At 69.6% G+C, this 14276-nt stretch carries 13 protein-coding genes and 1 pseudogene; 7 read left to right on the forward strand and 7 right to left on the reverse strand.

Annotated features, from left to right (window positions below; all coding sequences use genetic code 11):
• The first annotated feature begins 710 nt into the window (after positions 1-710).
• On the forward strand, positions 711-1400 hold the full coding sequence (locus tag ACQEVY_RS19560) for a nucleotidyl transferase AbiEii/AbiGii toxin family protein (protein ID WP_432950226.1): 690 nt from the start codon (positions 711-713) through the stop codon (positions 1398-1400).
• 85 nt (positions 1401-1485) lie between these two features.
• On the opposite strand, the gene ACQEVY_RS19565 is transcribed toward ACQEVY_RS19560, so the two are convergent.
• Complete coding sequence (locus ACQEVY_RS19565) at positions 1486-2496, reverse strand: ArsR/SmtB family transcription factor (RefSeq protein ID WP_432950228.1); 1011 nt, start codon at positions 2494-2496, stop codon at positions 1486-1488.
• 85 nt (positions 2497-2581) lie between these two features.
• On the opposite strand from ACQEVY_RS19565, the gene ACQEVY_RS19570 reads away from it, so the two are divergent.
• Positions 2582-3817, forward strand: a complete 1236-nt coding sequence (locus tag ACQEVY_RS19570) for an MFS transporter (protein ID WP_432950230.1) — start codon at positions 2582-2584, stop codon at positions 3815-3817.
• Here the strand turns inward: ACQEVY_RS19570 and ACQEVY_RS19575 are convergent.
• Positions 3713-3960, reverse strand: a pseudogene (locus ACQEVY_RS19575) (DUF397 domain-containing protein). The gene ACQEVY_RS19570 and the pseudogene ACQEVY_RS19575 sit on opposite strands and share 105 nt — an antisense overlap.
• A 108-nt stretch (positions 3961-4068) precedes the next feature.
• Here ACQEVY_RS19575 and ACQEVY_RS19580 point away from each other — a divergent pair.
• A complete protein-coding gene (locus tag ACQEVY_RS19580; protein WP_432950232.1) occupies positions 4069-5193 on the forward strand; it encodes a hypothetical protein in 1125 nt (374 codons plus the stop codon).
• Positions 5194-5199: 6 nt separating this feature from the next.
• Here the strand turns inward: ACQEVY_RS19580 and ACQEVY_RS19585 are convergent, their stop codons facing one another.
• From ACQEVY_RS19585 to ACQEVY_RS19595, 3 genes are all read right to left on the reverse strand, one after another.
• The gene (locus tag ACQEVY_RS19585; RefSeq protein ID WP_432950234.1) at positions 5200-5565 is read right to left on the reverse strand and encodes a PH domain-containing protein; all 366 of its coding nucleotides are present in this window, start codon (positions 5563-5565) and stop codon (positions 5200-5202) included.
• Positions 5566-5645: 80 nt separating this feature from the next.
• Positions 5646-6449 carry a maleylpyruvate isomerase N-terminal domain-containing protein gene (locus ACQEVY_RS19590; protein WP_432950236.1) on the reverse strand — a complete coding sequence of 268 codons (804 nt, stop codon included), beginning with the start codon at positions 6447-6449 and terminating at the stop codon, positions 5646-5648.
• A complete protein-coding gene (locus tag ACQEVY_RS19595) occupies positions 6446-7060 on the reverse strand; it encodes a TetR/AcrR family transcriptional regulator (RefSeq protein ID WP_432950238.1) in 615 nt (204 codons plus the stop codon). Before ACQEVY_RS19595 ends, ACQEVY_RS19590 begins: the two co-directional genes overlap by 4 nt.
• Positions 7061-7132: 72 nt before the next feature.
• Between ACQEVY_RS19595 and ACQEVY_RS19600 the strand changes: the two genes are divergently transcribed.
• Together ACQEVY_RS19600 and ACQEVY_RS19605 are read left to right on the forward strand one after the other, a co-directional pair.
• On the forward strand, positions 7133-7921 hold the full coding sequence (locus ACQEVY_RS19600) for an SDR family NAD(P)-dependent oxidoreductase (RefSeq protein WP_432950240.1): 789 nt from the start codon (positions 7133-7135) through the stop codon (positions 7919-7921).
• A gap of 88 nt (positions 7922-8009) precedes the next feature.
• Positions 8010-9437 carry a coniferyl aldehyde dehydrogenase gene (locus ACQEVY_RS19605; protein ID WP_432950242.1) on the forward strand — a complete coding sequence of 476 codons (1428 nt, stop codon included), beginning with the start codon at positions 8010-8012 and terminating at the stop codon, positions 9435-9437.
• 49 nt (positions 9438-9486) lie between these two features.
• Here the strand turns inward: ACQEVY_RS19605 and ACQEVY_RS19610 are convergent, their stop codons facing one another.
• Entirely contained in the window at positions 9487-10401 is a 915-nt protein-coding gene (locus ACQEVY_RS19610) for an SMP-30/gluconolactonase/LRE family protein (protein ID WP_432950244.1), read from the reverse strand.
• Positions 10402-10437: 36 nt separating this feature from the next.
• On the opposite strand from ACQEVY_RS19610, the gene ACQEVY_RS19615 reads away from it, so the two are divergent.
• Complete coding sequence (locus tag ACQEVY_RS19615) at positions 10438-10944, forward strand: glutathione peroxidase (protein ID WP_432950246.1); 507 nt, start codon at positions 10438-10440, stop codon at positions 10942-10944.
• A 107-nt stretch (positions 10945-11051) separates the two neighbouring features.
• Positions 11052-11900: a MerR family transcriptional regulator gene (locus ACQEVY_RS19620; protein ID WP_432950248.1), complete on the forward strand. Its 849-nt coding sequence runs from the start codon at positions 11052-11054 to the stop codon at positions 11898-11900.
• Positions 11901-12109: 209 nt separating this feature from the next.
• Here ACQEVY_RS19620 and ACQEVY_RS19625 read toward each other — a convergent pair whose 3' ends face one another.
• Complete coding sequence (locus tag ACQEVY_RS19625; protein ID WP_432950250.1) at positions 12110-14101, reverse strand: MFS transporter; 1992 nt, start codon at positions 14099-14101, stop codon at positions 12110-12112.
• Positions 14102-14276: the final 175 nt, after the last annotated feature.

Genomic DNA, 14276 nt, shown 5'->3' on the forward strand with positions numbered 1-14276 from the left:
GAAGCGGCGCGGACGACGCAGGCGGCGCGGACGGAGGTACTTCCGGCGCGGAGGACGCCGGCTCGGGCGACGACGGCGGCGCGTCGGCCACGGACGATACGGGCTCGGGCGACACCGGAGGCACGTCCCGCGGAGGCGGCGCGGACAGCGCGGGCTCGGACCCCGGCGGAGGTGTGTCCGACGGAGGCACATCGGCCACGGACGATACGGGCTCGGGCGACACCGGAGGCACGTCCGACGGATGCGGCACAGGCTGAGACCCCGACGGAGATACGCCCGGCGGAGGCGGCGCGGACAGAGCGGGCTCGGACCCCGGCGGAGGTGCGTCCGACGGAGGCACATCGGCCACGGACGATACGGGCTGGGGCGACGACGGAGGTACGTCCGTCGGAGGCTCGGGCGGTGCCGGAGTTACGTCCGGCGGTGGCGGCGAAGGCGGTGGCGTGTCCTCTGGCTCTGGTCCGCCGCTCGACGGCTCTTGTGTGCCACCGGCCCCCGTTGGCTCTTCGGACCCACTCATACCGACTCACTCCCCCAACTGCCGTATGGACAGGACATCTTGCCCCATTTACAGGTTCCTTATGCTCCCGCAGGTCACTGGGGAGGGGTCCCGAGCGGGACGAAGAAATGCTGAACGGAAGGTGACCGCACGATCACCCTCGCGCACGCGAAGGAGCGCACAGCCGAGCCCTCCGGTCGATAATCGATGCATGGCCCATGCGTACCGTCCGTGCCGCCGCCTGCTCGACGATGTGCTTGCCGCGGGCGCCCCCTATCCGCTCGCCCTCACCGGCGGGTACGCGGTACGGGCACACGGGCTGGTCGAGCGGCTGAGCCAGGACTTGGAGTTCGCCACCGAGAGTCCTGAGGCGCTGGGGAAGATCGCTGCCGATGTGGGCGCGGCGTTGGGGGAACGGGGCTGGGAGGTAAGGGCGTTGGACGCGGAACCGCTCGCCGCTCGGCTGATCGTCGCTGAGCCGGGCGGCATCGCGGAGTGCGAGTACGAGGAGTGCGAGGTCGATCTGTACAAGGAAGCGCTGTGGCATCCACCCGTACAGACCGAGTACGGGCTGACCCTCTCCCTCGAAGATGTGGTCGGGACCAAGGTCCGCGCCCTCGCCGACCGCGGCCTCGCCCGCGACCTTGTCGACGTACACGCCGCCGCGGACCATTGGACCCGCCCCGAACTCGAGGAACTGGGCCGCCGCCACGCCCCCGACACCTTCGACCTCACCGATCTCCAAACCCGCCTGGTCGGCGCGGAGTTGATCGACGACTGGCAATTCGCCGCCTACGGACTCGACGACGAGGCGATCGGAGACCTGCGCCGCTGGGCGCAGGAGTGGGCGGACGACATCGCGGAGCGGCTCATGGAGATGGACGTTCCGGAAGACGAATGACCGCACCGAGCGAGTGCGGTTACGGCTACGGCCCGGGGGGTGGGGAGGCTGTTGCGGGAAATTGTGACACTTGACCCCTCGAGTGTCACAATTTCCCGCAACAGCCTCCCCCTGCCCTGACGAGAACCTCGCCCGCCGGCGTCCGGTAGTACAGCACCGACCGTCCCGCCCGCCGCCGTTGGACGAGTCCGGCGTCGAGCAGGATCTTCAGGTGGCGGCCGACGGAGCCGAGTCCGTGGCCCGTGACCGCCACCAACTGGCTCGTACTCAAAGGGGTGTTGAGCAGGGCGAGTACGCCGGCCCGTGCGGGGCCGAGCAGCCTGTTGAGGCTTTCGGGTGCGGCGGACGGCTCGGCTCCTGCCAGCGCGCCCGAGCACGGGTACACGACCGCATACCGGTGCGGCTCCTCCCAGGAGACCCAGCCGTGCCGCTGGGGCGTGACCGGGACGAAGAAGAGTTCGGCGCCGGAGATCTCGCGGGGCGGGTATTCGTGCAGGTTGATCTGGAGCCGGTTCTGGCCGAGCCAGCGCATGCCCGGCCGCATGGCGTCGAGCGCGGCGGCCCAGCCGCCCTGGCTCAACTGGGCGGTACGGGCGACGACATCGGCTTCGAGCACGCGTCGCCGCCGGTCCCAGTAGGGGCGTACGGCTTCGGCCCATACGTACTCGAGCAGGTCCGCGGCCCGGGCCGGAAGGTCGTCGCGGTCCTGGAGGATGCGCGGCAGCGGGTCGCCGCGCCGGGCGTGCGGGCCGCCGCCCAGGGCGATGGCGAGGTGGGCGCGGGCGGCTTCGGGCGACGCCTCCCGTACGCGCGCGACCTCCGCCTCGAACTCCTCCGGTTCTCCGGTCGGGGTCGGCGTGAGGAAGTCGGCGATCCACGCCTTGCCGAGACCGGCCCGTACGACGGCCGCCGTCACAGGACCAGCGGCCAACCGCCTTCTGTACCCGGCGAGATGGGCATCGAGCCACGCCCGCTCGCCGGGATGCGCGGCCGTCCCCGCGTGCAGCAACTTGAGACCGGCGAAGGTCTCGGCGAGCGGGGACAGCACGAAACGGCTCCCGGCGAGGGTGTCGGCGTTGACCTGCCACCACCCCATGCCTGCCTGCCCGCCCCCGGTCTCGTGGTTTCGCCTCAGTGCGAAACATTAACGGCCGGGATCCGGACGCTCCGAGACTCCGCTCATGCGCTCCTACCGATCCCTGTTCCGCACACGGGAGTTCACGCCGCTGTTCCTGACCTCCCTCGTCCAGGTCGCCGCGCAGACGATGAGCGGTCTGGCCCTGGGCACGCTGGTGTACGCGGCCACCGACTCGCCCCTGCTCTCGGCGCTGAGCATGTTCGGCCCGTCCCTGGCCCAGGTCCTGGGCGCGACCACGCTCTTGTCGGCGGCCGACCGGCTGCCGCCCCGGGCGACGATGACGGGCATGTCCCTGGCGTTCGCGGCGGGTACGACGGTCCTGGCGACGCCCGTGCCCCTGTGGGCGCTCTTCGCCCTGATCCTGCTGCTGGGCCTGGTGGCCTCGCTGAGCGGAGGAGTCCGCTGGGGTCTGCTGAACGAGATCCTGCCCAAGGACGGTTATCTGCTGGGGCGTTCGGTCTTCAACATGGCGAACGGGCTCACGCAGATCACCGGGTACGCGACGGGCGGCGTCCTGGTCACGCTCCTGTCCCCGCGCGGCACGCTGCTGACGGCAGCCGCGCTGTACCTCGCGGCTGCGATCACGGCCCGCGCCGGCCTGACCCGCCGCCCGCCCCGCGCGTCCGGCCGCCCCTCCGTGGCCGAGACCTGGCGCACGAACGCCCGCCTCTGGTCGTACGCACCCCGCCGCAACGTCTACCTGCTCCTGTGGATCCCGAACGGCCTGATCGTCGGCTGCGAGTCCCTGTACGTCCCGTACGCCCCCGACCACGCGGGCCTGCTCTTCGCGTGCGCGGCGCTGGGGATGTTCGTGGGGGACGTGACGGTCGGCCGCGTCCTCCCGCCCCGCGTACGGCAACGGTTCGGCATCCCGTTGCTTCTGCTCCTGGCCGCGCCCTACCTGGTGTTCGCGCTGCGGCCCGGGGTTCCGGTGGCGGCGGTTGTCGTGGCCGTGGCCTCCGTCGGCTTCGGCGCGAGCCTGGTCCAACAGGAACGGCTGATGTCCCTGACCCCACCCGAACTCAGCGGCCACGCCCTGGGGTTGCACTCCGCCGGGATGCTCACGATGCAGGGAGTGAGCGCGGGGCTGGCGGGGGCCGTGGCCCAACTGACTTCGGCGGGCATGGCGATGGTGGTGATGGCCACCGTGTCGATCGCCCTGACGGTGGCGTTGTCAGTCGCGGTCGCGCGCGAGCGTGAGGAACGACGTCCAGGTGGCGGGGGTGACGGTGAAGAGCGGGCCGTCAGGGATCTTGGAGTCGCGGATGTGGATGGCTGAGGGGTGGGTGGCCACCTCGACTCAGTCGCCCCCTGTTCAGTGCTGTAGCTGGACTTCCGCCAGTCGTAGGCGACTTCGAGGCAGGCGCCGCCCTCGACGGTGGCGGACAAGTGGGGCGTGGCCGAGCGGGACCCCGGGAAGATCGTCTGGTGCGAGTTCGGGTCCGCCATGTGTGAGGGCCGACACCAGGTGCAGAAAGCGTAAAGAGCGGAACTGTTGCCGCCGCCGCACCGCTCTCCTCGTACGTGAACATGCGCATGGTCAAGGTCAACCTGACGATCGCCGCTTTCCTGGTCTTTTTCGTCACCGTGGCAGGCCTTCGGGCCGTGATCGACTCCGGTAAGACCTGGACGTACGACAAGGTCTTCGAGGAGACGGGCGAGTTGTACGACGTGATGGCGACCGCCGACGACGACGTCTGGGTGGCGGGCGACAGCTTCCTGCTGCACGACGACGGCACGGGGTGGCAGCGGCGTCCCCTGCCGGCGTCGTTCGGGGGCGGCCGCTTTGAGCAGGCGCGCTTCGACGCCGTGGGCTCCAACGGCATCCTGCTCACGGCGAGCACGGAGGAAGAGGAAGGGGAAGCGCCGCACATGGCCCGCTGGGACGGGACGCGCTGGACGGCGTTGCCCGAACTGCCCGACGGCCACCCGGCCGCTGATGTGCGGGCTTTCGCAGCGGACGACATCTGGGTCCTCGATGGCGACGCGGGCGCGTCTCACTGGGACGGCGCCCGCTGGACTGCCATGGACCTGCCCGTCGCCGTCACCTCACTCGACGGCGTCGCGTCCGACGACCTCTGGGCGGTCGGCTACCACTACCCGCACGGCCCCGACGAGGGCCCGGGCGCCCAGCCCGCCACCGTGCACTGGGACGGCCGCGCCTGGAAGCCCGTACCGACGCCGGAGTACCACTACTCGGTCCCGGCGCCCGAGCAGCTGGCCTACTTCACCGAGGTCGTCGCGTTGGCGAAGGACGACATACGTGTCTACGGCGACCACACCTCCATCCCCGAGGACGACGAACCCGACCCCCCCGATGAGGCCATCCGGCTGCGCTGGAACGGCACCGGCTGGATCAAGCTGCCGAACTCGGAGGGGGTGTGTTCGGATCGCGGCCGCTGGGTCCGCGACGGTGACCGCGGGGTGGTCCTCAGTGCGAGCCGGTACATCACCGCGGGCGGCAACTGCGAAGGAATCTCGCGGTCAGAGCTGCCGGACGCGAACTGGGTCGAGTCCGGCGTACGGCCGTCGATCCGGCTGAACGCCATCGCGGCGGTCCCGGGGACGGACAAGGTCCTCGGCGTCGGCTCCGCCGAAGCCACCCATGACGGCGGTTCTACGAGCAGATCGGTGATCGTCAGCCTGAAGCGCTGACAGCCCTCAGCGGGCCACGAACTGCGTGAGGATCGCCTGGACTTCGTAGATGTCGACGCCCTTGGTGAAGGTCTTCTCGATCGGGGCCGGGGTGCCGGAGATCCAGATCTTCAGCTCGGCGTCGAGGTCGAAGTGGCCGGCGGTCTCGACGGAGAAGTGGGTGATGCTGCGGTACGGGACGGAGTGGTACTCGGTCTTCTTGCCGGTGATGCCCTGCTTGTCGATGAGGATGAGGCGGCGGTCGGTGAAGAGGATGGTGTCGCGGATCAGCAGGTACGCGGCGTACACCTGCTCGTCCATCCCGAGCAGTCGCGCGTACTCGTGCTGAGCCTTTGCCGGATCGATGGTGTGGGCGTTTCCGAACAGTGCCATCTGAAGTCCCCCAGTGCGTGGTGAAGTTGGCGGCCGCGTACCGCCAACTCGCTCTTCCTTCAGTGTCGCAGGGCGGCCCGTCAAATGACGTTGACGGTGTCGAGGAAGCGGGCGGCGAGGTCGGTGTCGCCGGTGAGGGTCACGTCGCGGTCGCGCCAGGACGAGCGCTGCGTGCCCCAGTCGGGGAAGGTCAGCGCGGGGGCGGTGATGTGCGCGGCGACCTTGCCGTCGAACGGAGCCAGGCCGCCTGCCTCGTCGATCCACCAGGTCCCGCCGCCGGGGCTGGTGAGTGTGAGTGCGACGCGGGCATCGAGTCCGGCGACCGGCGCCTGCGCGACCTGATTGCTCAGTACGGCGATCATCCACGTCAGGACCGCGCGCATCCTGTCCGCATCGGTGGGCGGCGCGGGTCGGCCGAGCGCCGGGGCCATGTCGTGGCGCAGGTGGGTGTGATGGTCGAAGACGAGTGCGCCGGCCATCAGCAGACCCAAGGGGTAGCGACCGAGTTCGGCCAGCGGCGCCCGCACTCGGGCGGCGGGCGTGCATCTGACGAAGTCGAGGATCGTGGTGGCTCGCCGGCTGGCGCGCTGGTACTCGGCCATCACCTTGGCGCGGCTCCAGTTCCGCCGTCGGTCGACGGGGTCCTCGTTCGCCTGTTCCAGGCTGGCGGCGAAGCTTGTGCGCAGCCCGGAGGGTACGTAGAAGTTCCGTGCCGTCGCACCGATGTGGGCGACGACGTCGGCGATGCGCCATCCGGCTGCCGCGCTGTGCGCGGTCCATTCGTCGTCGGTGAGGCTGCTGGTGAAGTCCAGCATCTCGGTGCGTTCGGCGCGCAGGGCGGCGGCCATGTTCGGCAGGTCGGCGGGGGGCAGGCGCTTGCTCATGTCGTTGTCTTCTCTGGTGGTGAGGCGGGGCGGCGGATGGCCTGTACGGCGGTGTCGTAGAGGTCGGAGATGTCGGCCTGTCCGCCCAGGCGCATCCACTCTTCTGTTGCCGCCTGGAGGCAGGTGATCGCTGCGGCCGCGATCGCGCGGGCCTGCAGAGGGCGGTGGTCGGAGTCAGGCAGTCGCGGCTCGATCAGCGGCGCGAACAGGTCCTGCCAGCGGGCCTGCTTCTCGGCGTGGCCGGCGCGCAGGGATTCATTGCCGAACAGCAGGGTGACCAGCTCGAGCCGACGCTCGAGGGTGGTCTCCATCTCCTCGAGCGCATGGAACGCCGCACGCAGCGCCGTCCACGGGTCCTCGTCGGCCGGGCGCTCGGCGAGCCGCGCGGCGATCAATTCCCCTTGCTCGGAAAGGCCGTTGAGCGCGAGGTCTTCCTTGTTGCGGAAGTAGTTGAACAGGGTGCGCTTGGAGACGCCCGCCGCGGCGGCGATCTCCTCGAGGGTCGTGTCGTCGTACCCCTTGGCCGCGAACAGTTCGAGCGCGGTCCGGGCTATCAGCGCGCGAACCACCGAGCGGGTCTGCTCACGAAGAGGTGCTGGTTTCTGAGCCATGCACCGATGGTACATCTCTTCGCGTTATGCAATCTCTTGCACTCAGTGCAAGAGTGTGCGTAGAGTGAAGCTATGAGCAAAATCGACTATCGCCGCCAGACCGTCATCGTCACCGGAGCCAGCTCCGGGCTCGGCGCGGAATTCGCCCGCCAACTGGCCCGTCGCGGCGCGGATCTCGTACTCGTCGCCCGCCGCGCGGACCGGCTCAAGGACCTGGCCGACGAACTCACCCGCGCCCACGGCGTCACGGTGCACGTCGTCGCCCGCGACCTCGGCCAGCCCGACGCTGGCCGCACGCTGCGCGCCGAACTCGAATCCCGTGGCATCTACGCCACCGGACTCGTCAACAACGCCGGCTTCGGCAGCCACAACGCCCTCACCGACGAGGACCCGGACCGCCTGCAGAGCATGATCGCGCTGAACGTCAGCGCACTGGTCGACCTCAGCCGCGCCTACATCGACCCGCTGACCGCCACCGACACCGGCATCCTGATCAACGTCGCGAGCCTGCTGGGTTTCCAGCCGACCCCGTACCTGAGCGTCTACGGCGCCACCAAGGCCTTCGTCCTCAGCTTCACCGAATCGCTGTGGGAGGAGAACCATGGCACCGGCCTACGCGTCCTCGCCGTGTGCCCCGGCGCCACGAAGACCGAGTTCTACGACGCCGCCGGCAGCGAGACGGCCGACTACGGCACGAAGCGAGTCACCCCCGAACACGTCGTCAAGACGGCCCTCGACACCCTCGACCGCCGCTCCGCGCCCCCGTCCGTGATCACCAACGGCCGCCCGCTCGCCCTCGCCAGCAAGATCCTGCCGCGCCGCCTGACCGTCCGGATCATGGGCCGCATGGCCCGCCCCTAACCGGAAGCCGCCGCTCTCGGCGACCCGTTCCACGTCCCAGGCGGCATTGCTCCTCCATCGTCCCCACCAGTAGCAAAGGACCACCATCGTGACCATCACAGAAGCCACCCCACAGCCCACCGACGCGGAGCGCTTCGGCCACATCCTCGCCGTTCAGCGCGCTGCCTACCGCCGCGACGGAGCGCCCTCACTGGCGGCGCGGCGCAACGACCTGAGCAGGTTCAAGGCGGCGCTGATCGCCCGGCGCAGCGCCATCGAGGAGGCGATCAACGCCGACTTCGGAAACCGCTCGCGCCACGAGACCGCGATGATGGAGCTCCTAGGCGTCGTCGAGGGCATCGGCTACCTTCAGCGCAATCTGCGTCGGTTCATGCGCCCGACCGGCCGCCACACCGCCTTGCACATGCGTTGGGGCACCAACCGCATCGAGTACCAGCCGCTCGGGGTGGTCGGGGTCATCTCACCGTGGAACTATCCCGTCAACCTGTCGCTGATGCCAGTCGTCACCGCGATCGCGGCCGGCAACCGCGTCATGCTCAAACCGTCGAAGTTCACCCCGGCGACGAACACCGTGCTCGCGTCGATGCTGAGCGAGCTCTTCCCACAAGAGCAGGTCACGATCGTCAGCGGCGACGGTTCCGCGTTCTCCTCCCTGCCCTTCGATCATCTCGTCTTCACCGGCAGCACCGAGGTCGGACGAGCCGTGATGAAGGCGGCGAGCGAGCACCTCGTCCCCGTCACGCTGGAACTGGGCGGCAAGTCCCCGACCATCGTCGCCAAGGGACACGTAACCGACCGGACCGTGTCCGACATCGTCTTCGGCAAACTCCTCAGCGGCGGGCAGACCTGCATAGCCCCCGACTACGCCCTGGTGCACGAATCCGAGATCGACACCTTCATCGACAGCTACGCCAGACAGGCCAAGGCCGCCTACCCCGACGGCCCGACCAGCAAGGACTACACCTCGATCATCAATGACAAGCAGTACGCGATCCTCACCGACCTGATCGAGGACGCCCGCAGCCACGGGGCACGGATCATCGAAGTCGGTCACCGGCCGGGCGAGGCCGCCCACCGCCCGCACACCCTCGCACCCACCGTCGTACTCGGCGTCACCGACGACATGCGCATCGCCCACGAGGAGATCTTCGGCCCCATCCTCCCGATCTTCCCCTACCGCGACATCGACGACGCCATCGACTACGTCAACGCACGACCCCGACCGCTCGCCCTCTACTACTTCGGCAACAACGACACGGACCGGCGCAAGGTACTCGACCGCACCACCTCCGGCAACGTCACCATCAACGGCACCATCATGCACATCGGGCAGGACGACCTCCCCTTCGGCGGCGTCGGCGCCAGCGGAATGGGCAAATACCACGGCATCGAGGGCTTCCGGACACTCAGCCACCCCAAGGGCATCTACGTACAAGGCCGCTACAACGCCGTCCGCCTCCTGTACGCCCCCTTCGGCAAGCGCGCCGACGCACTCCTCAACTACTTCCTTCGATAACCGGCGGCTTCCGCCGCCAAGGCCCCGTCAAAGTCCCATCAATGTCCCGTCAAAGCCGCGGCGCGCCCGTCACCGACATCACCAGCGAATACAACGACGTCGTCGCCGTGATGAACATGCGGTTGTTCTTCGGGCCACCGAACGTGATGTTGGAGACCGTTTCGGGGATCAGCAGGCGGCCGATGAGGGTGCCGTCGGGGTCGTAGCAGTGGACACCGTCGTCGCAGGCGGCCACCCACAGGCGGCCCTCGTCGTCGAAGCGGATGTTGTCGAAGACCCCGCCGCCGGGGCGGCACTCGGCGAAGACCTTGCCCTCGCCGAGCGTGCCGTCGTCGTGGACGTCGAAGACGCGGACCTGGTTGAGGCGGGTGTCGGAGACGTACAACTGGCGCTCGTCCGGGGAGAGTACGAGCCCGTTCGGGCCGCGGAAGCCGTCGGCCGCCAAGGTCACGGAGCCCGTCGCCGGGTCGAGGCGGTAGACGTTGCAGGCGCCGATCTCGCTCTCCGCCCGGTGCCCCTCGTAGTCGCTGAGGATCCCGAAGTCGGGGTCGGAGAACCACAGCATGCCGTCGGAGCGTACGACGGCGTCGTTGGGGCTGTTGAGCCGCTTGCCGTCGTAACGGTCGGCCAGGACCGTCACCCGCCCGTCGTGCTCGGTGCGCGTCACCCGCCGGTTGCCCTGCTCGCAGCTGATCAGCCGGCCCTGGCGGTCGACGGTGTTGCCGTTGCTGTGGCCGGCCGGTGTGCGGAAGACGCCGACCGTGCCGGTCGTCTCGTCCCAGCGCAGGAGGCGGTCGTTGGGGATGTCGCTCCAGATGACCTGGCGCCAGGCGGGGAGGTAGAGCGGGCCCTCGGCCCAGCGGCAGTCGTCGTACAGGCGCTCCAGACGCATGTCGCCGAGCGTGCAGCGGCCGGTGCGGAAGCGGTCGTCGAGTGTCTCGTAGATCCCATTCACCCTCGTCACGCGGGTGACCTTACCCAGCCCGGTTAGCATCCGGGCATGACCACTGACGAATCATCCGTATCCGTGTACGACGTCGACATCGATGCCCTCCAGGGCGGCTCCGCCGACCTCGGCCAGTACAAGGGCAAGGCCGTACTCATCGTGAACGTGGCCTCCCGCTGCGGCCTCACTCCGCAGTACGCGGGGCTCGAGCAGCTGCACGAGCGGTACGCCGCCCAGGGCTTCACCGTGCTCGGGGTGCCCTGCAACCAGTTCATGGGCCAGGAGCCCGGTACGTCCGAGGAGATCGCGGAGTTCTGCTCGGCGACGTACGGCGTGACGTTCCCGATGACCGAGAAGGTCGAGGTGAACGGGGAGGGGCGGCACGCGCTGTACGAGCGGCTCGTGGCGACCGAGGACGCCGAGGGCCACAGCGGCGACATCCGCTGGAACTTCGAGAAGTTCCTGCTCGGCCGCGACGGCACGGTCCTCGCCCGTTTCTCGCCGCAGACGGAGCCGGAGTCCGCGGAGATCGTGGCGGCGGTGGAGAAGGCTGTCGCGTAGCGCCACTTGACCGGTCCGCTTGACCACTCCGCTTGACCTTGCCCCTGGGGCAGGGATCACCGTCCTCGTCACCGGGCGGCAGTCGCCCGGTGACGGAGGATGGTGCCGTGGACGAGAACCTGCTCACGATCGGCGCGTTCGCCGCCCGCGCGCGGCTCTCGCCGAAGGCGCTGCGGCTTTACGACCGCCTGGGCCTGCTGACACCGGCGTACGTCGACGAGACCAGCGGCTACCGCTACTACCGCGAAAGCCAGGTCGAACGCGCCCGCCTGGTGTTCCTGCTGCGTCGGCTCGACATGCCGCTCGCGCGGATCGCCGAAGTGATGGCGGAGGCCGACGGGGTACGGGCCGCGGACCTCGTCGCCGCGTACTGGGCGGACGTCGAGGAACGCCTCGCCGGGCAGCGCACACTCGCGCACTACCTCCGTGGACGGCTTTCCGGAAGGAGTTCCGAGTTGTACGCGAAGTTCGAGGTCCACACCATGGACGTACCCGAGCAGTGGGTCATCACGGAGAAGCGGCACACCGTCGAGGACGAACTGCCCACCTGGATCCCGGCGTCACTGGGGCGGCTCGAATCGGCCGCCGAGGAGTGCGGCGGGATGACGGGCGCGTCGTTCGTCGTCTACCACTCCGAGGTCGCGGACGTGAGTGACGGCCCCGTCGAGACCTGCGTACCCGTAGCCGACCCGGACGCGGCACGCGCCTGGGCAACCGAGCACGCACGCGCCTGGGACGCGGCGGCCCGCCTGGAGCCCGCCCGCCGCGTCGCCTACACCCGCATCACCAAGTCCCAGGTAGAGGCCCCCCAGATCCACGCGGCCTTCGAGGCCGTAGAGGCCTGGATGGAACGAGAGGGCCTGGACTACGCGGGCCCTTGCCGCGAGATCTACTTCGCGGACTGGGACAAGGCGGGGCCAGAGGACGAGGTGTGCGACGTGGCGTTTCCGATCTAGGAACTCGGGGACAGGCTCAAGCACGGGGTGACGGCTTTAAGCACAGGGTGCCGGGAGCGCCCCTTCAGGGGCGCGGGGCTGTGACATTTGCGGCTCCGCCGCGATGGGGGTCCCCCCGCTCATGGGGGTCCCCCCGCTCGAGCGAAGCCGAGAGTGGGGGAGAAGCCGAGAGTGGGGGAGCGACCAGCCCCCACCGGACCCGCACCCCGTCACCGAACCTGCGGAGCACGACTCCCAACCCCGAGGAGCGCCTCCCGCATCTCCTCGGGGCACCCCGTGCCACGCGGCAGCTGGTACCGCGCCGCGAGGCGATACGTACCGGCCCGCGGAGCCACCAGCTCCGTCCACTCGTCGCCCTTCGCGTCCTCCTCCGCCTCCATCAGACACCCGGCGACGTTCTCGAACGACTTCGGAGCGTCCTCGTCGACCTCCCGCAAGGCCTTGGACTCCTCCGTCTCCTTCGGAGGCGTGACGCTCTTGCCCTCGGCGTCGACCAGGCCCAGCCACGGCGAGTACGGGACACGTATCAGCACCCGCCCCGCCTCCTTCACGCGGATCGTCATCTCGTCCTGCCCGGCCCGCAGGACGACGGCGGGCGGGTCGGCGAGCGGCGTGGGATCGGTGACCTTGAAGAGCTGCCAGTTGGCGTCGCCCCAGACCTGCTTCAGATACGGCTGGCCGCGCTGCACGAGCTCGCGTTCGCGCTCGCCGCCGTCCCCGTCGAGTTCGTCCTTGGGCAGCACGACGTAGTGGACGGCCCAGCGCTTGAGCCACTCGTGATAGTTGGCGGAGTTCAGGGTGTCGTCGTAGAAGAGCGGGTTGCGCTCCATGTCGGCCTGCCGGTTCCAGCCGCGCGCGAGGTTCACATACGGCGCGAGCGCGGACGCCTCACGGTGCGAGCGGGCCGGTACGACCTCTACGCGGCCCTTCTCGGCGCCCACCTCCTGGAGCTGGTCGACGATGGGGGCGAGCTCACGCGCCCAGGACGCGGCGGGCATCGCGTTGATGGTGTCGTCCACCGCCTTGAAGCCGATCCACACGACGAACCCCACGCAGGCCACGACCAGCGCGTACCACCTGCGCGAACGCGGCACCGTGAACGGCAGCGCCGCCAGCAGCACGACCCCCGCGAACAGCATCGCGAGGCGCGTGATGTTGGACCCGATCTGCGAGCTGATCAACCAGACGAGGACCACGGCCAGCCCGTACACCCCGGCCGTGATCCGGACCGTCTTCCACTCCTTGGGGACGAGGAACACGATGAAGCCCGAGAACAGGAAGGGCAGCACGACCGACCCGAACATCATCGGCTGCGTACCGGAGAACGGGAACAGCCACGCCGACACGCCCACGACGGCAGCGGGCGCGAGCCCCAGCGCGTACGCCCCCGGCCGCCGCTTCTGCAGGAACAGCGCCACGGCGACCAGCCCCACGAACAGCCCCGCCACCGGCGACGCGGCGGTCGCGATCGCGGCGAGCGGGGCGGCGCACAGGGCCTTGGCCCAGCGCTTGTAGCGCCAGCGGTAGGGCCAGCAGAAGACGACGGCGGTCGCGCTCAGCGCGAAGACCATGCCGAGACCGAAGGTCACCCGGCCGGACACGGCGTTGCAGAAGAGCCCGAACACGCCCATCAGCGCGGGCCACTTCACATCCCGTACGGCCCAGCTGCGCATCAGGATCAGCGTGAGCAGGCCCGCCGAGACCGTCCCCGCGATCATCATCGTCGGCCGCACACCGAGCACCGACATCAGATACGGGGACACGACGCTGTACGAGACGGGGTGCATGCCCCCGTACCAGGCGAGGTTGTACGCCGAGTCCGGATGCCGCCCGACGAACTCCGCCCAGGCGTCCTGCGCCGCGAGATCGCCCCCACTGTTGGCAAACGTGAAGAACCAGACGACGTGCAGCACACCGGCGAGCGCGGTGGCGAGGGTGGCGGGGTGGCGGAGGAAGCGGGCGAAGGGGGTGGGGCCCGTCGGGGACGTCGGGGGTGCGGCGGAGTCGCGGCCTTCCCGCGCTGCGCGGCTGTCGCCACCGGTCTCGTCGCGGCTGCGGTCGTGGGCCTCTTGAGGCTCTTCTCGGGTGCCGTCGTGGGTCTGGTCGTGGCCCTCGGCCTCCCGCGCATGCTCGACTATTCGCGGGCCGGCTCCTCGGCTCGGCTCGGCGTCTTCGGCGTGCGTCGACTCCGCTGTCGCCACGTAAAAGGCACTCCCCGTGTCCCGTTGTTCCGCTCCCGGCCGGGTCCCACGCCCGGCGAGCAACCCCGATCCTTGCGACGCTAGCACGCACCCCGCCGACGGTCGCCCGGGCGGGGCTCGGCACGTACGCCACGCTGTGTGACCGGGACGTACGTGCCGTCTACGCACCCATGGG

Origin of the sequence: Streptomyces sp. CA-288835 (assembly GCF_050936385.1) — a bacterium.
GTDB lineage: Bacteria > Actinomycetota > Actinomycetes > Streptomycetales > Streptomycetaceae > Streptomyces.

Excerpts from the sequence above, each read along its gene's own strand:
- ACQEVY_RS19580 (WP_432950232.1), top strand. The coding sequence starts at position 4,069 with ATGCGCATGGTCAAGGTCAACCTGACGATCGCCGCTTTCCTGGTCTTT.
- ACQEVY_RS19560 (WP_432950226.1), top strand. The coding sequence starts at position 711 with ATGGCCCATGCGTACCGTCCGTGCCGCCGCCTGCTCGACGATGTGCTT.
- ACQEVY_RS19595 (WP_432950238.1), bottom strand. The coding sequence starts at position 7,060 with ATGGCTCAGAAACCAGCACCTCTTCGTGAGCAGACCCGCTCGGTGGTT.
- ACQEVY_RS19565 (WP_432950228.1), bottom strand. The coding sequence starts at position 2,496 with ATGGGGTGGTGGCAGGTCAACGCCGACACCCTCGCCGGGAGCCGTTTC.
- ACQEVY_RS19570 (WP_432950230.1), top strand. The coding sequence starts at position 2,582 with ATGCGCTCCTACCGATCCCTGTTCCGCACACGGGAGTTCACGCCGCTG.
- ACQEVY_RS19585 (WP_432950234.1), bottom strand. The coding sequence starts at position 5,565 with ATGGCACTGTTCGGAAACGCCCACACCATCGATCCGGCAAAGGCTCAG.
- ACQEVY_RS19590 (WP_432950236.1), bottom strand. The coding sequence starts at position 6,449 with ATGAGCAAGCGCCTGCCCCCCGCCGACCTGCCGAACATGGCCGCCGCC.
- ACQEVY_RS19615 (WP_432950246.1), top strand. The coding sequence starts at position 10,438 with ATGACCACTGACGAATCATCCGTATCCGTGTACGACGTCGACATCGAT.
- ACQEVY_RS19600 (WP_432950240.1), top strand. The coding sequence starts at position 7,133 with ATGAGCAAAATCGACTATCGCCGCCAGACCGTCATCGTCACCGGAGCC.